This window comes from Pseudomonas sp. PDNC002 (assembly GCF_016919445.1).
In the GTDB taxonomy this organism is placed as follows: Bacteria; Pseudomonadota; Gammaproteobacteria; order Pseudomonadales; family Pseudomonadaceae; genus Pseudomonas.
The window spans coordinates 3,811,684-3,830,383 of the sequence record NZ_CP070356.1 but is presented as its reverse complement, the minus strand read 5'-3'; the positions used below and the strand labels follow the sequence as shown (position 1 = coordinate 3,830,383).

At 65.3% G+C, this 18,700-nt stretch carries 21 protein-coding genes and 1 pseudogene; 10 read left to right on the top strand and 12 right to left on the bottom strand.

All coding sequences use genetic code 11. The features are described 5' to 3' along the window. Window positions 1–155: 155 nt before the first annotated feature. Window positions 156–365 (bottom strand): cold-shock protein, encoded by a 210-nt coding sequence (locus JVX91_RS17560; protein ID WP_205335470.1) that lies wholly within the window; start codon window positions 363–365, stop codon window positions 156–158. A 291-nt stretch (window positions 366–656) separates the two neighbouring features. Between JVX91_RS17560 and JVX91_RS17555 the strand changes: the two genes are divergently transcribed. Further along, window positions 657–824: a hypothetical protein gene (locus tag JVX91_RS17555; RefSeq protein WP_205335469.1), complete on the top strand. Its 168-nt coding sequence runs from the start codon at window positions 657–659 to the stop codon at window positions 822–824. A 62-nt stretch (window positions 825–886) separates the two neighbouring features. Here the strand turns inward: JVX91_RS17555 and otsA are convergent, their stop codons facing one another. Genes otsA through otsB form a run of 3 tightly spaced genes read right to left on the bottom strand, consistent with a single transcriptional unit; the run spans window position 887 to window position 4,778 of the window. Next, window positions 887–2,296: an alpha,alpha-trehalose-phosphate synthase (UDP-forming) gene (gene otsA / locus JVX91_RS17550; RefSeq protein ID WP_205335468.1), complete on the bottom strand. Its 1,410-nt coding sequence runs from the start codon at window positions 2,294–2,296 to the stop codon at window positions 887–889. Next, complete coding sequence (locus JVX91_RS17545; protein ID WP_205335467.1) at window positions 2,278–4,077, bottom strand: glycoside hydrolase family 15 protein; 1,800 nt, start codon at window positions 4,075–4,077, stop codon at window positions 2,278–2,280. The genes otsA and JVX91_RS17545 overlap by 19 nt, the downstream gene beginning before the upstream one ends. Further along, a complete protein-coding gene (gene otsB, locus JVX91_RS17540) occupies window positions 4,074–4,778 on the bottom strand; it encodes a trehalose-phosphatase (RefSeq protein WP_240201614.1) in 705 nt (234 codons plus the stop codon). Before otsB ends, JVX91_RS17545 begins: the two co-directional genes overlap by 4 nt. Before the next feature lie 422 nt (window positions 4,779–5,200). Here otsB and JVX91_RS17535 point away from each other — a divergent pair, with 422 nt between their 5' ends. After that, complete coding sequence (locus JVX91_RS17535) at window positions 5,201–6,448, top strand: EAL domain-containing protein (RefSeq protein WP_205335465.1); 1,248 nt, start codon at window positions 5,201–5,203, stop codon at window positions 6,446–6,448. A gap of 396 nt (window positions 6,449–6,844) precedes the next feature. After that, complete coding sequence (locus JVX91_RS17530) at window positions 6,845–7,708, top strand: hypothetical protein (protein WP_205335464.1); 864 nt, start codon at window positions 6,845–6,847, stop codon at window positions 7,706–7,708. A 29-nt stretch (window positions 7,709–7,737) separates the two neighbouring features. Here JVX91_RS17530 and JVX91_RS17525 read toward each other — a convergent pair whose 3' ends face one another. Beyond that, a complete protein-coding gene (locus JVX91_RS17525; protein ID WP_205335463.1) occupies window positions 7,738–8,652 on the bottom strand; it encodes a LysR family transcriptional regulator in 915 nt (304 codons plus the stop codon). 105 nt (window positions 8,653–8,757) lie between these two features. Between JVX91_RS17525 and JVX91_RS17520 the strand changes: the two genes are divergently transcribed. Continuing rightward, a complete protein-coding gene (locus JVX91_RS17520; protein ID WP_205335462.1) occupies window positions 8,758–9,765 on the top strand; it encodes a zinc-dependent alcohol dehydrogenase family protein in 1,008 nt (335 codons plus the stop codon). Between the two features lie 67 nt (window positions 9,766–9,832). Here JVX91_RS17520 and JVX91_RS17515 read toward each other — a convergent pair whose 3' ends face one another. Continuing rightward, window positions 9,833–10,072, bottom strand: a complete 240-nt coding sequence (locus tag JVX91_RS17515) for a cytoplasmic protein (protein WP_205335461.1) — start codon at window positions 10,070–10,072, stop codon at window positions 9,833–9,835. 123 nt (window positions 10,073–10,195) lie between these two features. Here JVX91_RS17515 and JVX91_RS17510 point away from each other — a divergent pair, with 123 nt between their 5' ends. After that, on the top strand, window positions 10,196–10,894 hold the full coding sequence (locus tag JVX91_RS17510; protein WP_205335460.1) for an MOSC domain-containing protein: 699 nt from the start codon (window positions 10,196–10,198) through the stop codon (window positions 10,892–10,894). 1 nt (window position 10,895) lies between these two features. On the opposite strand, the gene JVX91_RS17505 is transcribed toward JVX91_RS17510, so the two are convergent. Next, window positions 10,896–11,846, bottom strand: a complete 951-nt coding sequence (locus JVX91_RS17505; protein WP_205335459.1) for a DMT family transporter — start codon at window positions 11,844–11,846, stop codon at window positions 10,896–10,898. Window positions 11,847–12,004: 158 nt separating this feature from the next. Here JVX91_RS17505 and JVX91_RS17500 point away from each other — a divergent pair, with 158 nt between their 5' ends. After that, the gene (locus JVX91_RS17500; protein WP_240201613.1) at window positions 12,005–12,886 is read left to right on the top strand and encodes a LysR substrate-binding domain-containing protein; all 882 of its coding nucleotides are present in this window, start codon (window positions 12,005–12,007) and stop codon (window positions 12,884–12,886) included. Between the two features lie 77 nt (window positions 12,887–12,963). Next, a pseudogene (locus tag JVX91_RS17495) lies at window positions 12,964–13,730 on the top strand (helix-turn-helix transcriptional regulator). Window position 13,731: 1 nt separating this feature from the next. Here JVX91_RS17495 and JVX91_RS17490 read toward each other — a convergent pair. The 4 genes from JVX91_RS17490 to JVX91_RS17475 form a co-directional block, all read right to left on the bottom strand. Beyond that, entirely contained in the window at window positions 13,732–14,214 is a 483-nt protein-coding gene (locus tag JVX91_RS17490; protein ID WP_205335458.1) for an HIT family protein, read from the bottom strand. 49 nt (window positions 14,215–14,263) lie between these two features. After that, complete coding sequence (locus JVX91_RS17485) at window positions 14,264–14,953, bottom strand: class I SAM-dependent methyltransferase (RefSeq protein WP_240201612.1); 690 nt, start codon at window positions 14,951–14,953, stop codon at window positions 14,264–14,266. Window positions 14,954–14,969: 16 nt separating this feature from the next. Next, window positions 14,970–15,356: a DUF1360 domain-containing protein gene (locus JVX91_RS17480; RefSeq protein ID WP_205335457.1), complete on the bottom strand. Its 387-nt coding sequence runs from the start codon at window positions 15,354–15,356 to the stop codon at window positions 14,970–14,972. Between the two features lie 90 nt (window positions 15,357–15,446). Next, on the bottom strand, window positions 15,447–15,878 hold the full coding sequence (locus JVX91_RS17475) for an Rrf2 family transcriptional regulator (protein WP_205335456.1): 432 nt from the start codon (window positions 15,876–15,878) through the stop codon (window positions 15,447–15,449). Window positions 15,879–16,022: 144 nt separating this feature from the next. Between JVX91_RS17475 and JVX91_RS17470 the strand changes: the two genes are divergently transcribed. From JVX91_RS17470 to JVX91_RS17460, 3 genes are all read left to right on the top strand, one after another. Next, window positions 16,023–16,526, top strand: a complete 504-nt coding sequence (locus JVX91_RS17470; protein ID WP_205335455.1) for a GNAT family N-acetyltransferase — start codon at window positions 16,023–16,025, stop codon at window positions 16,524–16,526. Window positions 16,527–16,641: 115 nt separating this feature from the next. After that, complete coding sequence (locus tag JVX91_RS17465; RefSeq protein ID WP_205335454.1) at window positions 16,642–17,085, top strand: nuclear transport factor 2 family protein; 444 nt, start codon at window positions 16,642–16,644, stop codon at window positions 17,083–17,085. 59 nt (window positions 17,086–17,144) lie between these two features. After that, window positions 17,145–17,657: a thioredoxin family protein gene (locus JVX91_RS17460; RefSeq protein WP_205335453.1), complete on the top strand. Its 513-nt coding sequence runs from the start codon at window positions 17,145–17,147 to the stop codon at window positions 17,655–17,657. Between the two features lie 87 nt (window positions 17,658–17,744). Here JVX91_RS17460 and JVX91_RS17455 read toward each other — a convergent pair whose 3' ends face one another. Further along, entirely contained in the window at window positions 17,745–18,662 is a 918-nt protein-coding gene (locus JVX91_RS17455) for a LysR family transcriptional regulator (RefSeq protein ID WP_205335452.1), read from the bottom strand. Between the last annotated feature and the right edge of the window lie 38 nt (window positions 18,663–18,700).

The window sequence follows — 18,700 nt, the reverse complement described above, 5'->3', positions numbered from 1 at the left end:
CAGTGAGCCCACTTCGGTTGGCTCACTCCCTTCAAAGCAAAACGCCCGGTGCAGTGCACCGGGCGTTTTTTATTGCCCAACCGAATTGCGCGGAGCAAATCGAACAGGCAAAAAAAGCCCCGCCTAAGCGGGGCTTCCTTCGTTAGCGATGTCGATTAGACAGCGCGAACTTGTTCAGCTTGCGGGCCTTTCTGGCCGGCGGTCACAACGAAGCTGACCTTCTGGCCTTCGTCGAGGGACTTGTAGCCGTTACCTTCGATTTGACGGAAGTGAACGAATACGTCCGGGCCGCTTTCCGGAGTGATGAAGCCGAAGCCTTTCTCGGAATTGAACCACTTAACGATACCGTTTTGACGATCGGACATGATGTTGTCTCCTGAATAGATGCTAAAGGCCGGCCGAATGCCGACCGGCGATGAGCTGAATGCGTAGTGAAGAGGTGCCGAGGAGATGGAACATCTTGTAGAAGAACATCAAGTCGCGGAACTCGTTACTGGGCAGGCAGCCCATGCAGAATACAGTGTCTGGCGACGATTCATAGCTTTTTTTATCGACGAACGGTGAATTTGACAAATGGTCGCACTATCTCGGCGTGATTTCGAAAAGAGGTGTAGTCTGGCCGGGCCGGTTTGGCGCCCCAACGCATAGGTGACTTCATGACTGATTCACAGCTGATTCGCGAACGTTCGGAGCTTGATGAGAAGATTGCAGCCTTCCTTTCCCAGGGCGGGGAAATCCAGGAAATCCCTGTGGGTCAGCTGGCGGTGAAGGTCGAGAAAAAGTCCCAGTGGGCCAAGTCCGACGGCAAGAAACCGGCTCCCTAGCCTGGCGCCCTCGATGAATACCCGGAAAAAACCCCGCCAAGGCGGGGTTTTTCATTTGCGCCTCAGTGACTGAGGTAATGGTTCGACAGCCAGTTCAGCGCCCTGCCCGGCCGCGTCAGTGCGTCGATGAAGCTTGGCCCCCAGAAGCGGATGTCATTGGCCTCCAACACCGCATACATGTCGCGATGGCGCGCCTGGCGCTCCTTGAGTGGCATGTTCAGCGCCTGCCGCATGGCCTCCGCCAAGGCATCTCGGTCATGGGGATTGATGATCAGCGCCCCGCCCAGCTCGGCGGCTGCCCCGGCGAACTGGGACAGGACCAGCACGCCCGGATCGTCCGGGTCCTGGGCGGCGACGAATTCCTTGGCCACCAGGTTCATTCCATCGCGCAACGGCGTGACCAGCCCGATCCGCGCATGCCGCATGACCATCGCGATATCCGCCCGCTGGTGGTTGCGCGCCACATAGCGCAATGGCACCCAGGACACCGCGCCGAATCGCCCATTGATATGCCCCACCCGCGCACTGACGGCGGCGTCGATATCGGCGTATTCGGGGATCGCCTGCCGGCTGCCTGGTGAAATCTGCAGGCAGGTCACGCGGTTGTGCCACTGCGGATTGCGCTCGAGAAAGCGCTCGTAGCCATCCAGCCGATTGACGATGCCCTTGGAGTAATCGAGGCGGTCCACGCCGACCATCAGGGCCCGGCCGCCGAGACTTTCGCGCAGGTCCGCGGCAGCCTGGCTCTGCGAGGCCTCCTCGGCCAGCCGGCGGAATCCGTCGGCATCCACCCCCACGGGAAACACGCCGACGCGGAAGTGCTGGTTCTCCAGGTGATAACGCCGCCCGTCGGGCGTGGCAGCGCCGACCACGCGGGTCAGGTAGCGGGCGAAGTTGCTCGCGTCGTTCTCGGTCTGGAATCCGATCAGGTTGTACTCGGTCAGCGCGCGGATCAGCTCGTCGTGGTGCGGCAGCGCGGTGATCAGGTCGGCCGGCGGCATCGGGATATGCAGGAAGAAGCCGATGCGGTTGGCATGTCCGCGCTGCCTCAGTGCCGAGGCCAGGGGAATCAGGTGGTAGTCATGCACCCAGAGAACGTCGTCCTCTTCCAGCAGCGGACTCAGGCGTTCGGCGAAGAACTCGTTAACGCGCTGGTAGCCGCCGAATTCCGCTTCGTTGAACTCCGCCAGGTCCACCCGATAGTGCAGGATCGGCCAGAGCACACGGTTGGCGAAACCGTTGTAGTACTCGTCGAAATCCTGCGGATGCAGGTCGGTGAGGACGTAATGCAGGTTGCCGCGCTGCACCGTGGTCGGCGGCCCCGGCTCTTCGGCCTTCTCTCCGCTCCAGCCGAACCACAGGCCCTCGCGGTTACGCATCGCCGCCTCCACCGCGACGGCAAGGCCGCCCGGCGCCGGGCCGTTTTCATCGGGAATCGCGACCCGATTGGAGATCACCACGAGGCGCGACATAGGCCGTCCTCCCATCCAATGGAAAGTCGCATGGCGGAATTGACCAGCCCGGCCATGGAGTAGGTCTGCGGGATATTGCCCCACAGCTCGCCGGTGTGCGGATGCAGATCCTCGGACAGCAGCCCGTAGCGATTGCGCGCGGCGATCAGTTGCTCGAACAACTGGCGCGCCTCGGCGGTGCGGCCGATGGCAGCGAGCGCATCGAGATACCAGAACTTGACCACCAGGAACGCGGTTTCCGGCACACCGAAGTCGTCCGGTGCGGCGTAGCGCAGCAGATGGCCATTCACGTCGAGTTCGCGACCGATGCACTCGACGGTGGCGATGAAGCGCGGATCATCGGCCTCGATGATGCCCAGTTCGTTCATGAGCAGCACGCTGGCATCGAGATCGTCGTAACCGAAAGCGCCGGTGAAGCATTGTTTGGTCTCACTCCAGGCTTCGGCGAGGATACGTTGGCGCAGGTTATCGGCCTTTTCCCGCCAGGCACTGGCCTCGTCACCACGCCCCAGGCGTTTGGCGATGCGGCCGACGCGGTCGCAGGCAACCCAGCAGAGCAAGGCGGAATGGGTATGGACCCGCTGCCGACCGCGGTATTCCCAGATTCCGGCGTCCGGCTCGAAGGCCGCATGCACCGCCTTGGCGGCCAGGTTTTCCAGCAGTTGCAGCATGCCCGCGCTGCTGGGGTTGGGCAGGCGCTCGTCGACGAAACTCTGCAGCACCGCCAGCGCGACCGAGCCGAACACGTCGTGCTGGTTCTGCTCCACTGCCTGGTTGCCGACGCGGACCGGGGCATGGTTGAGGAAACCCGCGAGGTCCGGCTCGATGCGCTCGCTCGTGTCCTGGTTGGGAATGATGCCGTAGAGCGGCTTGAGCTCGGCGTCGCCGCTGGCGACGGTGGTAATGAAGTCGATGTAGCCCTCCATGGTCCGCGTGGCCCCCAGGCGATTGAGGGCGAGGATCACGAAGTAGGCGTCGCGCAGCCAGCAATAGCGGTAGTCCCAGTTGCGCTGGGAATCCGGTGCCTCGGGCACGGACGTGGTGGCGGCGGCGATGATCGCGCCGGTGTCTTCGAAGTTGCACAGCTTCAGGGTGATGGCCGAGCGGATCACTACCTGTTGCCACTCGAAGCAGATCGCCAGGCCGCGTACCCAGTCGTGCCAATGGTTCTGGGTGCGCTTGAGGTAGTCGCGAACGACCTCGCCGGGCGCGTTGTCCAGCGGCTCGTCGAGACCGATCACCAGGCTCACGGGATGGCGCAGGGCAAACGGGGTTTCGTGCTGGATGTAGGCCAGCGGCGCGTCGGTGGTGAGGCGGATTGGCTCGTCACCTTCCAGGTAGCGGATGTGGCTGGCGCCGGCAATGCCCCGGCTGGGCTTGCCGTAGCCGTGGGTCGGACGCACGCGCAGGGCGATCTTCGGCACGCCCTCGATGGGTTCGATCAGCCGGCACAGTTGCGCCGGGCGGTAGATGTGGCCGTATTGCAGGAAGCGCGGAGCGAAGTCGGTGATGCGTACCGCCCCGCCATTTTCGTCGCGCAGGACGGTGGTGATGATTGCCGTGTTGCGCTGGTAGTCGGAGGTGCTGCTGACCTGGTTTTCCAGCAGCACGTCGGCAAAACCTTTCTCGTCGTCACCGGCCAGCAGCCGGGAGAACGCCGGATCGCTGTCGAAATTCGGGTAACACCACCAGACCAGGCGCGCCTGCGGGTTGACCAGTGCGGCCACCCGGCAGTTGCCGATCAGGCCCAGTTCCAGAGCACCTTCGTGCCGGTTCGTCATCGGTCTGTTCCTCCTGCTGCTTTGATCAAGGCTTCGCGGACCTGCGCCGCATCGCTGAACACCGCGCTCGCGCCGGGCAAGGCGCGCTCCACTGAAAGGCCCAGTCCGCCAAGGGAGGGCATCAACGCCAGCGCGGGTTCGTCGGTGACGTCATCGCCGATGAACAGCGGCAGGCGCCCGGCGAAGCCCGGGGTTTCCAGCAGGCGCTGGATCGCCCGGGCCTTGTCGACGCCCTCGGCGACAACTTCGTAAACCTGCTTGCCATGGAGCAAGCGCAGACCCATGCCCCCTGGCCCACGCAGCAATGCCTGCAATTGCGCGCGCAGATCGTCGGCCAGCGCGGGGGCGGCGCGGTAATGCAGGGCAAAGCTGGTGCCCTTGTCTTCCGTATGGATTCCGACATGCCGATTCGCCAGGGCGTTCAACTGCACGCGCAGGCAGGCAGCCAGGTCTCTGGTGGTGCGCCGCAGCGGGCTGGCGCCGGTCTCGCGCCAATGCGCGCCGTGCCCGCCGCTGGCGGCGAGGCGCAGGGGTTGAAAGAGCCGGTCGAGTTCTTCGACCGGGCGGCCGCTGATCAGGGCCAGGGCACCGTCGAGTCTGCGCTGCAGCTGCGTCAGCGCATGGAGCAACCCTTGCGGCACGTGCACCGCGCCGGGCGATTCGGCGATGTCCAGAAGAGTTCCGTCGACATCCAGGAACACTGCGGTCTGCTGAGGGCGGCTGAGCCATAGGGTCAGCAACGCAGTGGCTGAGGCCTCGCTGTGCGGGACCATGGCTGTGTCGACAGGTCCTCGCTGGGTAGGACGTGACATGAGCCATTCTCCGTTTCTGAAGGCGTACCGCGCGGCGCTGGATAGCCGCGGCGGACGAAGGAAGGAGTCGAAAGACCCTAACAGATAGGACCCGCAGGGTCGACCGAAAGTGCCATTGCAGAGCGCACCGACCGCTGCTCACACCCGTCCTGGACCAGCCCTGGCGCGGGCTGCACGGCGATCGAAGGACATCTTCCAGGGCCGGCGATTCTGTTGGATAGGAGTTCTCCTACGCCAATATTGGAATTGAACGACTCAGCAGTGGGAAGCCTATCAACACAATGCTGCGATCTGATCCATCGGAGCTCTTCATGCCCGCCCTTTCCGCGCTGGTCCTCCAGGCATCCGGCCTGCACCGCTCGACCGCGGTCATCGCTCTCCATCATCTCGGCTACGGCCAGTTGTCCGAGGTGACGAGCACTGCCTTCGCCCTGGATCGCCTTCGCAACGCAGTGGGCGTGCACCTGTTGATCTGCGATGTGCGCATCAATCCGCTGGCGCGCCTGGAGTTTCTCCAGACTGTCGCCCGCGAGGGACTTGCCCAGGGCATCGTGATCAGCGGCGAGATGGCGCCGGGCACCTGGACCGCCCTCGCTCATCTTCTGCAATTGCAGGGCATTAAGGCATTCTGGCTGGGCAACGAGCCCGCCACGCTGGAGCGCTTGCGAATCCTGCTGGCCGACTTCGTCCCGCAGGAGCAGGAGAGCCATCCCCAGCCCCTGCAGCCGGAGCAGGGCCGCAGCGACGGCGACGACGGTTTTGCTTTCCTGGGGAAAGGCAGTCCCCGCGCCTATTTCCAGCCGAAGGTCGACGTCGCCACGGCGCAGCCCTATGGCTTCGAGGTTCTCGCGCGCTGGCAGTGCGAGGACGGCCAGGAGCTGTCACCGGACGTTTTCCTGCCGCAACTGCGCCGTAATGGCCTGCTCGACACGTTGCTGTTCGCACTGATGCGCCAGGCTGCCGACGCGCTGCGCAGCCGTGGGCGCGCTGACCTGGAGCTGTCCTTCAACCTGGAGGCCGAGCAGATCGCCCAGCCCGGTTTCTCCGCCACGCTCGAACGTGAATTGAACCGGCTTGAGCTCGACCCCCGCAATGTCACTTTCGAGCTCACGGAATCTTCCCCTCTCCACGCGCCATCACTCAGCCTGGAGAATGTCCTGCGCTTGCGCCTGCTGGGTTGCGGACTGGCCATCGACGATTTCGGCTGCGGTCACTCCACCCTGCAACGCCTGGTCGAACTGCCCTTCACCGAACTGAAACTGGACCGCAGCTTCCTGGCCGACCTGGGCGGCGGCAATCCGCGTCGCCTGATCGTCCTGCGCAACAGCCTGGCACTGGGTCGCGAGCTGGGTCTGCATGTGGTGGCCGAAGGGGTCGAGAATGCCGTGCAGCACCGCCAGTTGCAGAGCCTTGGCTGCGATGCGGCGCAGGGCTATCTGTTCGGCAGGCCGGTACCCGCCGAGCAACTCGACAGACTGTTGCGTACGAGGCCTCCGCGCCTGCGCAAGGCAGAGCTGGCGTACAAAAAAGCGGAGTCGGTGATTCGCCTGGTCGAATGACGCTGCGAATGAAGAAACGGCTGTTGCGGACCTCCTGTCCGCAACAGCCGTCTGAATGTCCTCAGCAAAGGACGCGTCGATTGTAGGCTAATTGCCATCAGCGAATCTTCCCATTTCTCCCGCATGGGCCACGAACAAAGCTGAAAGCCGCAAATTCCATGACGGATGTCTGCCGTTTCACGGAACATTCGCTCCATCACCGGCCCACCGGGGTCCGCTTCCCCCATCGGCAATTTCCGCTTTCCTTGTCCCCGGACCGCAGCGCTGGTCCATACGCGAACAGTCTGGGTACTATGCCCGGCCGCGCGCCGGATGCCAGGACGACAGGAACGCACACCCCGCTCCCGTCAGGATGACGCCCGCCGCCCTACCCACTTCCAGTTGGCCGCCACCTCCATGCCCCACGCTCCCTCGCGCCGCTCACCGATTCGCCTTGCCCTGGCCGCCACAGGCCTGCTCGTCGTCGCCGCCGTCGGCTTTTTCGCCTGGCAGGACTTCTATCCCGTGCAGGCAGCCAGCGGCTGGAGCTACCAGGTGATCCACGACGATGTGCAGAAAGCCGCATCGCTGGTGCCGCTGCCGGACGGTGGGCTGCTGGTCAGCCAGGAGCTGAAGGACGACCAGGGCAACATCCTGCACATCGACCGGGACGGCAAGCGCCGCGCCATGATCGACAAGCTGTCCAAGCCCGACGGGATGATCGCCGCCCAAGATGGCTGGGTATTCAGCCAGGAATCCCCGGACAGGCCGGTGCAGTTGTTGCGCGACGGCAAGGTCACCGACCTGTTCATGGGCAACGCCGTGCAGGGCCTCTGGGACGATGGCGATTTCCTCTACGCCATCGAGGATCGCCGCGACGACGGCCGCCTGCTGCGCTATCGCTGGAGTGACGGCCACCTGGAAGTCCTCCGCGAGCATCTGAACGAGAGCGAGGCCATCACCCGCTGCACTGATGGACGCCTGCTCTACAGCGCCAAGAAAGACGGCGCGATCCGCCAGTTCACCGAGGATGGCAAGGACCCGGTGGTGCTGGCCGGCCTGAACCAGCCCACCTTCCTGATGTGCGACGCGCGCGGCATCTGGATCAGCGAGGACTCCACGCACCGTGCCCGCCTGCTGCTGTGGGACGGCAAGGGCGAGCCCCGCACCATCCTCTCGTTCCTCAAGGCACCGCAATCCATCGTGCCCGACGGCAAGGGCGGTTACCTGCTGGCCGAGGGCGGCCGCAACCGCGTGCTGCAACTGACCCCGGCACACTGATCGCCTGGTGGCCTGCGACCAGGGCCGCCCTACTCCGCCAGCCCCGGCATCACCAGGCCGGGGATCACCTCGATCAATGCATCGATCGCCAGCCGCACCTTGCGCGGCAACTGAGCGGTCTGCAGCCAGGTCGCGTGCACGCCGTACAGGAAGCCCGGCTGCTCTGGCAGCACGTCTTCCAGCTCACCGCCCAGGATGGCTTCGCCTACCAGCCAGTACGGCAACCACGCCAGCCCCATGCCGCGAACCGCGGCATCGGCAATGGCGGCCAGGTCATCGAAACGCAGCCGGGAGTTTGGCGAGAACTCCTCCGGCGCCTGCCCTTCACGCGGGAACAGCCAGGGGTTTATCCGCCCGGAACGGTGGTAGACCAGCACCTGGTGTGCGGCCAGCCCCTCGATGCCCGTCGGCCGCCCGTGTTGCGCCAGGTACGCGGGCGCGGCGCAGACCACCATGCGTTGCCGGCCGATGCGGCGGGCAACGACCCCGGCCCTGGGCTCCGGCTCGCCGGTGCGAATGGCCAGGTCGATCTGTTCTTCCGCGAGGTCCGTCAGGCGGTCACTGAACCGAAGATCCAGCTCCAGTTGCGGGTAACGCTGGGCCAACTCCAGCAGCACCGGCGCCACGCAGCGACGGCCGAAATGCACCGGCAAGGCCACCCGCAGCCGGCCACGCGGCTCGGCCACTTCTCCGGCGGCGAGGATGTCCGCCGCCTCGGCATCGGCCAGCAACGCGCGGCAGCGCTCGTAGTAGATCCTTCCCGCCTCGGTCAGGCTCTGCCGGCGCGTGCTGCGCACCAGCAACCGGGCGCCCAGTCGCTCCTCGAGAAAGCGCACATGCTTGCCCACCATCGGCGCGGACATTTCCATGGCATCGGCGGCCGCCGCAAAGGACCCCAGGTCTACCGCGCGAACGAACACGGCCATGCTGGTCAGACGATCCATTCGAAACTCCTGCTTTCGACTCAACGCCTGTATACGCCATTTATTGGGTTATTCCGATCATCGATAGTGCTTTTACGTCGAATCACTTTCGTATTGGAGCATCACATGGAAAGAGCCACCGCACGGGCCGTTCGCTTTCATCAGATCGGCGGACCGGAAGTCCTGCGTATCGAACCGGTAGAGGTTCGCCAGCCAGGCCCGAATGAGGTGAGTATCCGGGTCAAGGCGTTGGGGCTGAACCGCGCCGAGGCACTGCTGCGGACCGACCGCTACATCGAAAGCCCGCAACTCCCCTCCGGCCTCGGCCTGGAGGCAACCGGGCTGGTGGAGGCCGTGGGCAGCGAAGTGCGCGGGTTTTCTCCGGGGGACGCCGTGAGCGTCCTGCCACCGACCTCGATGCATGAGCAGCCGACCCACGCCGAACGCCTGGTGGTCCCGCAGTCTCGCCTGGTGAAGAACCCACCGGGGCAGGCCTGGACCGAGGCCGCCGCCACCTGGATGCAGTACCTCACCGCCTATGGTGCGCTGGTTCAGGTAGCCGGTATGCGAGCCGGAGATTTCGTCGTCATCACCGCCGCTTCGAGCAGCGTCGGCCTGGCGGCCATCCAGATCGCCCGGCGAGTGGGCGCGGTGCCGATCGCCGTCACCCGCACCTCGGCCAAGCGCGATGCCCTGGCACAGGCGGGTGCCGCGGCGGTGATCGCCAGCGACGAGGAAGACCTGCGCTCCCGGCTGCTCGAAATCACCGGCAACGCCGGCGCGCGCGTGGTGTTCGATCCGGTCGGCGGTCCGATCTTCGAGCCCCTGAGCGCGGCCATGGCTGAGGGCGGGATTCTCATCGAGTACGGCGGCCTGAGCCCCGAGCCAACGCCCTTCCCGCTATTCGAAGTGCTGAGCCGCTCGCTGACGCTGCGCGGCTATCGCGTCTACGAATTACTGGAAGATCCGGCCCGCTTGCAGGCAGCCAGCGCCTTCATTCGCGACGGCCTCGCCGACGGCACGCTGCGCCCGGTGATAGCCCGCACCTTCGCCTTCGACGATGTAGTCGAGGCCTACCGCTACCTGGAGTCGAACCAGCAGTTCGGCAAGGTGGTGATGACGTTGCAGGAGTAGGCTCGCTGCGCCACCCGCGAAGACGGCGGGCGCAGGGAGCGCCACGCCCGCACCCACCGGCAAGACCCTACAAGCTCTCCAGCTCCACCGGGCGATACAACGGCTCGCTGGCCAGCACCTTGATGCCGGACGGCGAGCTTTCCAGCAGGCGCCGTTCGCTGTCGGCCACCATCAGCTCCAGGTCATAACCCAGCTCCCCGAGGCAACTGGCGATGGACTGGACAGCTTCCCGCGCACGCGGCACGTCGGAATCGAAATAGCCGAGCAACTGGCCATGGTGCTGGATGATCAGGCGGTACTTCTGCATGGGAACACTCGAATAAGGAATGACCGGGTATCTGGTATCGAATCGACACCTTGACAGAGCCTACTGACTTGGCGGATTTTGTCCAGGTAGTTTTTGGTCGATACCACTTTCGAGAGCCCCGTCATGAGCCTTTCCGCCGTTTCCCTCGATGCGCTCCTCACCGGCCGCGCCGTCCCCTTCACCCGTCCGGGTTCGCTCAGCGCCATCGCCAAGGAACCACGCCAGACAACGCTGAAGGTGACTGCGCTGGGCCTGGAGAGCGACGAACAAGGTGATCTGCGCGTACACGGCGGCGTGGAGAAAGCCATCCACCACTATCCGCGCGAGCACTACGCGAACTGGACCGCGGAGCTGGGCGAACACCCGTTGCTGAGCCGGCCGGGCGCGTTCGGCGAGAACTTCAGCAGCACCGGCTGGACCGAGGCGGACGTTTGCCTCGGCGACCGTATCCGCGCCGGCACTGCGCTGCTGGAGGTATCGCAAGGGCGCATGCCGTGCTGGAAGCTCAATGATCGCTTCGAGGTAACGCACATGGCGCTGCGGGTGCAGGAATCCGGACGTACCGGCTGGTACTACCGGGTACTTGAGGAAGGTACGGTGGCCGCCGGCGCGACGCTCGAATTGGTGGAGCGGCGCCATGCCGACTGGTCGCTGCAACGTCTGTCCGCCGTACTGTTCGACAAGCGCATCGATACCGACACCCTGCGCGAATGCTTGGAGCTGCCGCTGCCGCCGAACTGGCGCCGCACGCTCTCGCGGCGCCTGGAAAACGGCGCGGTGGAAGACTGGAGTTCGCGCCTGCAGGGCAGCCCGAAAAACTGAATCAGGACTCGACGGCGCGCACCGGGGCCTCGGCGGGCGCGCGGTGCAAGCCGATCGCCCAGAGCACACCGATGGTCAGCAGGACGATTGCCAGTGCCTCCACCGGGCCCGGCAGACGCTGTTGGTGCAGGTACGCGTAGGCACAGGCGAACAGGGTTTCGAAGACGATCAGTTGGCCGCCCAGGCTCATCGGCAGCCGGCGGGTAGCGGCGTTCCACAGGCCGTTGGCGACCCAGGAACCGAACACCGCGAGGAACAGCGACACCCAGAGGAACGTCATCCAGCGCTCGCTGGACACCTCCGTCGGCACCGCCTGCGGAGCGACCAGCACGCCGACGCCGGCCAATACGAGGGCCATGGCGCCAGTGACCACGCCCAGCAGCGTCGACCACTCATGGCTGTCGAAATGACTGGCCTTGAGGTAGCGCGCATTGGCGGCCGCGTACCAGGACCAGCAGGCCACCGCGCAGAAACCGCAGACGATGCCGAGTATGCGCTCCGCCGGCGTGCCACCGGCGCTGCTGAGCGCCGTCGGATCAAGGTTGATGCAGAGGATGCCCATCGCCACCAACGCCAGCGGCATCTTCATCCGCGACAGGGGCAGCGAGTCGTGTTCCGACCGGCTCTGATAGGCGATCGCCAACGGCATGATGCCGTTGATCAGCGACGCCGCCGCGACCCCGGCGAACTGCACCGCCGCCGAGAGCAGCGCGAAGTACAGCAGGTTGCCGGCCAGCGACAGGCGCACCAGCATCGACAGGTCCTGACGGGAGATCCGACGCAGCAGGCCGAGTGCCACCGGCAGCGCGATCAGCAACGAAATGGCGCCATACAGGGCGAAACGCACGGAGCTGATCAGCAGCGGGTTGAATTCCGGCACCAGCGACGGCGCGAGAATCACGCCGCCCCAGATTGCTCCCGCCATGCCTGCATAGACCACCCCGCGCTTCATTTCCAACGACCTCGATACTTCAAGAATGCCCGTAAACAGCCGCCACGGTAGCGGCTGTGATAGTTTCTGACCAAGGATAAATCTGCACCGAGCCATTCCAGTCGGGAATGGCTCGCTGAATTCGCCGGAGAAACGTCATCAGCCGCTACCTGCGCACCTTGCCGCCGCTGGAAACCCTCATCACCTTCGAGGCTGTCGGTCGCTGCGGCAGCTTCACCCAGGCCGCTACGGAGCTGTTCCTCACCCAGAGCGCGGTGAGCAAGCAGATGCGCGCGCTGGAAGAGAGCCTCAAGGTGCCGCTGTTCGAGCGCAGACCGCGCGGGGTCACCCTTACCGCCGCCGGCGCCGAGTTGCTGGGCACCGTGGACATGCTGCTCGAGCGCTTGCAGCACAGCGTCCGGCGCATCCGCAACGTGCACCAGAGCAACGCCGTGTCGGTGCTCGCGACCCATGCGATGGCACAGTTCTGGCTGTTCCCCAAACTGATCGAGTTCAACAAGGCGCACCCTGGCATCGCCGTGCATGTGCACGCGATCAACGAGATGGACGAAGCCAGCCTGGTGGATTTCGACCTGGGCATCCTTTACGGAGCCGGCGACTGGACGACGCTGGACAGCCAATTCGTGCTGCCGGAAGTGGTCTATCCGGTGGCGCGCCCGGACCTGGACGTTTCCGCCATCCGCACCCTGGAAGATCTGGCGGCGGCACCGCTGGTGCAGCTCGACACCTCGGCCTGGAGTTGCCTGGACTGGCACGACTGGTTCGCCCACTTCGGCAGGGACTACCAGGCGTCCGAGAGTCTGCCGGTGTTCAACCAGCTCACCCTCGCCTACCGCGCCGTGCAGCAGGGCATGGGGATCGGCCTGGCCTGGGGCTTCATGGCCGACGAGGCGGTGGCCATCGGCGAGATGCAGCGCGTGACCGACCTCGCCATGGTGACCGAGCGCGGCGAGTATCTGGTTTCCCTGCGCCACCGCCAGCTGTCACCGGCGGCGCAGCTGTTCCATGACTGGCTGCTGGAGTCGGTCAACGGGCATTGAAACAGCGATTGTGGCGTGTCATTCGCTGGCTTATTGTCTACACCCTGCCTCCAGATAGTTGAAACCGGACAATCATCGTGCCCTGGCTCGCCCCTGACAGCCCCTTCGATCCGGAAGGATTCGACACCGATATCGTCGGCATATTCTCGGAGCTGGAAGAGCACGATTCCGGAGTGCACTGCCACCGCGTGGGGCAGGTGCTGCTGACCCGCTCAGGCTGTACGCGCATCGAGCTGGACCAGCCCGCCCTGCTCTACCTGCTTCCACCGACCCGCGCCGCGTGGATTCCTCCCGGAATTCCTCACCGCGCGCGCATGAGCCAGGCGGTGGAGTACCGCTCCGTCTACCTCGCCGCGTCGCTGTGCGAACGCCTGCCAGCCACGCCGCAGATCGTCTCGGTGGCGCCGCTGCTGCGCGAGTTGCTGGAGCAGATTTCGCTGGCGGACTATGACACCGACTGGAGCCAAGGCCGCGCCTATCACCTGGCCAACCTGTGCATCGAGGAGTTGGTGGCGGCGCCGCGCGAGCCCATGCGCCTGCCACTGCCCGCCGACCGTCGCCTGACGCGATCCTGCACGAGCCGCAGCTACCGCCGCCGTTGAATGAACTGGCCAGCCGCGTCGGCGCCAGCGAACGTACCATCGCCCGGCTGATCCGCCGCGACACCGGCATGTCCTACCAGCAGTGGCGTCAGCAATGGCGCCTGATGCGCGCGGTGGAGCAACTCAGTGTCGGCGAGCGCCTCAGCGATGTGGCGCAGGAATTGGGCTTCGCCAGCGATAGCGCCTTCATTGCCTTCTTTCGCGGCATGACGGGCACCACGCCGCGCGCCTACCTGCGCTGATTCAGGCGAAACGGCCGCGCAGCAATTCAATCACCTGCGCAATCGCCAGGCCCTGCACTGGCGGCGGCACCGGCGCCTCGCCGAACTCGCGCCAGACGAACAGGGTCAGTTCGGCGCCATCGGTCTGGCTGCTCGCAGCCTCGAGGTGTGCGAACTGCTCCAGCGAGCGGTAACGCTCGTCTGCCCAGAACAGTTCCTCGACCCAGTCGTAGACGGGGATGAAGTGGAAGTGAATGGGGAAGCCAGGCGAATGGCCGAAGCGGCCGATGTACAGCCACTTCGGTTGCAGGCATTGCTCCAGGGTGCGCTGGACCCTGGCCATCAGCACGCCCATTTCCGCCAGCGCTTCTTCTGGCAGATCGGCCAGGGAGTCCACCGGCTGCGTCGAGCCCAGCATCAGGTAGCCGGGCAAGGCCGACCCCAGGTGATGATTGAGCAGCCAGTGCTCGGTCTGGTGGATGACGTGGGATGGCGGAATCTGCATCGATTGGCGTCCAGCGCAAAACGGGACGCCAGCCTAGCAGAGCTTCGCCTCAGGCGAGCGCGACCCAGCCGCGGAAGGCAAAGCCGACATAGAAGGCTTCGATGCGGTTGAAACCGGCCTCCCAGAGGAGTGCTTCGTCCTGTTCGGGGGTGAGGATGTTCAGGTGTGCGTCCACCGCTGCCCTTGCCTGCTGGGCACTGGCCGGCTCCATTCCGGCGCGGATGGCGAAGGCCGCATAACGCGACAGCCAGCGCGCCCGCTCGCCGGTTCCTTGCGGCACGCTGGCATGGGCCATCACGAACGCCGCCCCCGGCTTGAGCCGCTCATGGATCTCACGCAGCACGCGCAGGCGTTCGGGCTCGGCAAGGAAGTGCAGCGTCAGCAGGCAGGCCGCGCCGTCAAAGGGACCTGGCGGCGCATCGTCGATATAGCCCTGGCGAAAGTCGACGCGCTGGGCCTGTTGACCCAGCATCTGCGCCGCGACCGCGAGCATCTCGGCGGACGGATCGACGCCGGTGAAGCGCCAGTGCGGCTGGGCATCGGCGAAGGCTTTCAGTTCCATGCCGCCACCGGCGCCAAGCACCAGGAGATGACCGTCCGCCGGCGCGCTTTCCGCGAGCAGGATGCCCGCCATGCGATGCAGGTCGGACAGGCCGGGGACGAAGCGCGGTGGGTTTTCCGCGTAACGCGCGGCGGCTTCGGGGTCGTGGAACGGCGCCATCAATTCGGAGGGGTTCATGCAGATTCCTTTCTGGTCATTCGCCGGCGAACAGTTTCTTCAGTTCCCGCTCGCTGACGGCCTTGGCCATGGCGGTGAGGAATACCTTGAACAGCAACCCGCAGCAGAGCGCGGTCAGGGCGACGGTGAAGAAGGTCGCCACCAGCCAGTCGACCACGGCCCAACCGCTGGCGATCACCACCGGACGGTAGACCAGGGTGCCGGCGATCACCACCCAGTGGCTGAAGCAGTAGAAGCACTGGAACAGGTGGCCGACCTGCGGGTGGACCTTCCACGCCAGCGCCCGCAACGGGGCGAACAGCTCGGTCTGGGTCACCGTCATGGAGAGGGCCGATGCGGCCATGGCCAGCACGATGCAGGTCCACAGCGCGCCGGCAAGGGGCAGGTTCAATAGATCGATCATGGGCGTTTCCTGGGGGCTCGATTATCACGATACTTTTAAAGTAACTTGATTGAGCGCACAGGGTCAACGCCGGCTATCGAGGCGTTGATGTCAGTGGTCTTTCGGGTAGAGCGCGCTGAAACGTCCGGCGAGGTCGGCCAGGGATACCGCGCCCAGCCGCTCCAGGAGGATCGCGGTGGCCTGCTCCATGGCGTCCTGCAGCGCGGCATTGACCACCTTTTCCACCAGGCAGTCCGGGTGCGCATTGTCGAAGCCCATGGCGAACAGGCGCTCGCTGCCGACGGCGCGGTACACATCCAGCAGCGTCACCTGCCCGAGGTCGCAGTCCAGCGTCCAGCCGCCGCCGTGGCCCTTCTCCGAGCGCACGTAGCCGGCATCGCGCAGGCCGCCCATGGTCCGCCGCACCACGGCCGGATTGGTGCCGAGCATCCGCGCAATGCGCTCGGAGGTCACGGGCTGGTCGTCACGGGCCATGTGCAGCAGCACATGGAGCATGCGCGAGAGGCGGCTGTCGGTTCTCACTGCGGGGTCTCGAATGGGAATGCGCCTGCATCATCGCACCCTGCCACCGCGCGGTTCAAACTCCCGCGCCACTGGCATTGCCGCGCCAATGAGGGAGAATATCGCTCACCGCGCCCTTCCCTGCCGCATCGCGAGCCTTCGACCATGAACGACCTGTCCATCCAGCTGGTGCAGACCGGCCCCGAGCACCAGGACCTGATCCGCAACCTCTACCAGTTCTACGCCTACGAGTCCTCGGACTGGGAAGACGAGGACGTGGAAGTCGATGGCTGTTTCTACATCCACGAGGAGCACCTGGCACGCTACTGGAGCGAGCCCGAGTGGAGCGCCAACCTGATCCTCGCCGATGGATTCATCGCCGGTTTCCTGCTGGTGGAAGGCAGCGAGCTGCCGGGCATCGATGCGCTGGAGCTGTCCGACCTGTTCGTGCTGAAGAAGTACCGCCGCCTCGGCATTGGCCGGGCGTTGGCGAACCAGGTGCTGATGGGCAATCCCGGCCCGTGGCTGGTGCGTTTCTACTCGCAGGACGAGGTGGCCACGGCATTCTGGAAGGCGGTCTTCGCCGATCTGCCGCGCCCGGTGACGGCCATCGAGCCGGGAGACGATCCGCAATTGGTCAGCTACCTGATCAGCCCCGCGCGACACTGAGGCGGCCGGTGGCTGTGCGCCGCGATCAGTCTTCTGTCATTTCCGATCATTGAGCCGCCTCCCGGCACGGCCGTATCGTCCTGAACGACAACAAGAAGCCTCAGGAGCTCTACCCGTGACCGCACTGAACCTGCATCCCCAGGCCGCCGCTTCCCTCGCCAGCTGGCACCAGATGGTAGCCGCCAAGAACCTGTCGAACCTGCCACAGTTGCTGGCGCCGAACGCCGTATTCCGCTCGCCCATGGCTCACACGCCCTACCCCGGCGCGCCGGTGGTCTCGACCATCCTCAACACCGTGCTGCAGGTGTTCGAGAACTTCACCTACCACCGCGAGCTGGCCACCGGCGATGGCCTGAACGTCGTGCTGGAATTCAGCGCCACGGTCAGCGGCAAGGAGCTCAAGGGCATCGACATGATCCGCTTCGACGAGAATGGCAAGATCGTCGAATTCGAGGTGATGGTCCGCCCGCTCAGCGGCCTGCAGGCCCTGGGCGAGGAAATGGGCCGGCGCCTGGCGCCCTACCTGGCCGCCGCCAAGGCGCAGACCGCCAAGAGCTGATTGCCCGCCGGGGGGATTTCTGCTGGGATGGGCCATCGCCCCGCTTCAAGGAAATCCCCATGGCCTCCTATGAGGAACTCTTCTCCATCGGCGAAGGCTTCGACGCCTTCGTCGCCCACGGCCTGCCCGACGAAATCGCCGGCGTGCGCAAGGTCCAGCAAATGCTGGCCGAGCCCGACGCCGTCAGCGCCGACACCCACCGCCGCATCCAGGCCATCGAGGGCCGCTACCGGCTGCTGATCGCCGGCGAAATGTGGTGCCCGGACTGCCAGATCAACGTTACCGTGATGGACTATCTGCAGCGCCTGCAGCCGCGCGTGGAACTGGCGGTGATCACCAAGGGGCGCGCCGAGGACGACCTGCGAGAACGCATGGCGCTGGATCGCATCCTGATTCCGGTCGTTCTCGTGCTGGATGCCGACTTCCAACCGGTGGGGCGCTTCATCGAACGCCCGCTGGAAGTAGTGGCCGGTGGCGATGCGCTCAAGCCGGCGTACCGCGCCGGCGAGTACCTGGAGAGCACGCTGCGGGACTTGCTGACCCTTTTCGAAAAAGCCGAGGGGCGCGCCTGATCCAACCTTTGCCCGTAGGAGCGAACCTGCTCGCGAACCGCCTGAAATCGGCGTAGCCGGTAACTCCGTTCGCGAGCAAGCTCGCTCCTACGAATAGCAGAGCCGCGTCTCCAGCATGAACTCGATGAACGCCCGCACCCGCGACGGCACATGGCGCGCATGGGGGTAGATCAGCAGGAAAGGCCGGCTGGTCTGGCCGTAGTCCTTGAGCACCTCCACCAGATCGCCCCTCTCCAACTCCTCCTGCACAGTGAAGCGGTACGCCTGCATCAGCCCGCCGCCGCACTTGGCCAGGGCCGCGGTGGCCAGGTAATCCTCCAGCACCGTGAAGCTGCCGGACGTTTCGATCTCCACCGGTTTGCCGTTCACCCGGAACGACCAGGGCACGCAGCGCCCCGTGCTGGGCAATTCGAACTGAATGCAATCGTGTCCAGCCAGATCCTCCAGTGTCTGCGGAGTGCCGGCGCGCGCCAGGTAGTCGGGTGTGGCGACCACCACGTTCTCCGCGTCCTCCAGGCGCCGCGCCACCAGGCTGGAGTCCGCCGGGTCGCGGCCACGGATAGCCAGGTCGTAGCCCTCGTTGGCGAAGTCGATGTTGCGGTTGCTGACATGCACGTCCACCTGTACCTGCGGATAGCGCCGGCGGAACTCCGGCAGCCGCGGGAACAGCCGGTAGTGCGCGTATGGCGTCGGCACGCTGATGCGCAGCCGACCGGACGCCACGCTCTGGCCGCCGGTAACGGCGCGCTCGGCGTCCACCAACTGGGTCAGCGCCTGGCGACATTGCTCGAAGTACGCACGGCCATCGTCGGTCAGGCGCATCTGCCGCGTGGTACGGATGAACAGACGCGCACCCAGGCGCTCCTCCAGTCGCGCAACCGACCGGCTGACCGCTGCCGGAGTGATCCCCGCCTCGTTGGCGGCGGCGGTGAAGCTGCCGGTTTCCGCAGCGAGACAGAACAGCTCGATGCTGCCCAGTTGCAGGTCGTCGAAATGGCGGGTCATGGCGCGGCTCGATTGATTACATGGCGTATCAATTCAAA

Bases quoted from the DNA above. Each gene is read 5' to 3' on its own strand.
- JVX91_RS17560 (WP_205335470.1), bottom strand. From the start codon at position 365: ATGTCCGATCGTCAAAACGGTATCGTTAAGTGGTTCAATTCCGAGAAA.
- JVX91_RS17555 (WP_205335469.1), top strand. From the start codon at position 657: ATGACTGATTCACAGCTGATTCGCGAACGTTCGGAGCTTGATGAGAAG.
- otsA (WP_205335468.1), bottom strand. From the start codon at position 2,296: ATGTCGCGCCTCGTGGTGATCTCCAATCGGGTCGCGATTCCCGATGAA.
- JVX91_RS17545 (WP_205335467.1), bottom strand. From the start codon at position 4,077: ATGACGAACCGGCACGAAGGTGCTCTGGAACTGGGCCTGATCGGCAAC.
- JVX91_RS17535 (WP_205335465.1), top strand. From the start codon at position 5,201: ATGCCCGCCCTTTCCGCGCTGGTCCTCCAGGCATCCGGCCTGCACCGC.
- JVX91_RS17530 (WP_205335464.1), top strand. From the start codon at position 6,845: ATGCCCCACGCTCCCTCGCGCCGCTCACCGATTCGCCTTGCCCTGGCC.
- JVX91_RS17525 (WP_205335463.1), bottom strand. From the start codon at position 8,652: ATGGATCGTCTGACCAGCATGGCCGTGTTCGTTCGCGCGGTAGACCTG.
- JVX91_RS17520 (WP_205335462.1), top strand. From the start codon at position 8,758: ATGGAAAGAGCCACCGCACGGGCCGTTCGCTTTCATCAGATCGGCGGA.
- JVX91_RS17515 (WP_205335461.1), bottom strand. From the start codon at position 10,072: ATGCAGAAGTACCGCCTGATCATCCAGCACCATGGCCAGTTGCTCGGC.
- JVX91_RS17510 (WP_205335460.1), top strand. From the start codon at position 10,196: ATGAGCCTTTCCGCCGTTTCCCTCGATGCGCTCCTCACCGGCCGCGCC.
- JVX91_RS17505 (WP_205335459.1), bottom strand. From the start codon at position 11,846: ATGAAGCGCGGGGTGGTCTATGCAGGCATGGCGGGAGCAATCTGGGGC.
- JVX91_RS17490 (WP_205335458.1), bottom strand. From the start codon at position 14,214: ATGCAGATTCCGCCATCCCACGTCATCCACCAGACCGAGCACTGGCTG.
- JVX91_RS17485 (WP_240201612.1), bottom strand. From the start codon at position 14,953: ATGAACCCCTCCGAATTGATGGCGCCGTTCCACGACCCCGAAGCCGCC.
- JVX91_RS17480 (WP_205335457.1), bottom strand. From the start codon at position 15,356: ATGATCGATCTATTGAACCTGCCCCTTGCCGGCGCGCTGTGGACCTGC.
- JVX91_RS17470 (WP_205335455.1), top strand. From the start codon at position 16,023: ATGAACGACCTGTCCATCCAGCTGGTGCAGACCGGCCCCGAGCACCAG.
- JVX91_RS17460 (WP_205335453.1), top strand. From the start codon at position 17,145: ATGGCCTCCTATGAGGAACTCTTCTCCATCGGCGAAGGCTTCGACGCC.
- JVX91_RS17455 (WP_205335452.1), bottom strand. From the start codon at position 18,662: ATGACCCGCCATTTCGACGACCTGCAACTGGGCAGCATCGAGCTGTTC.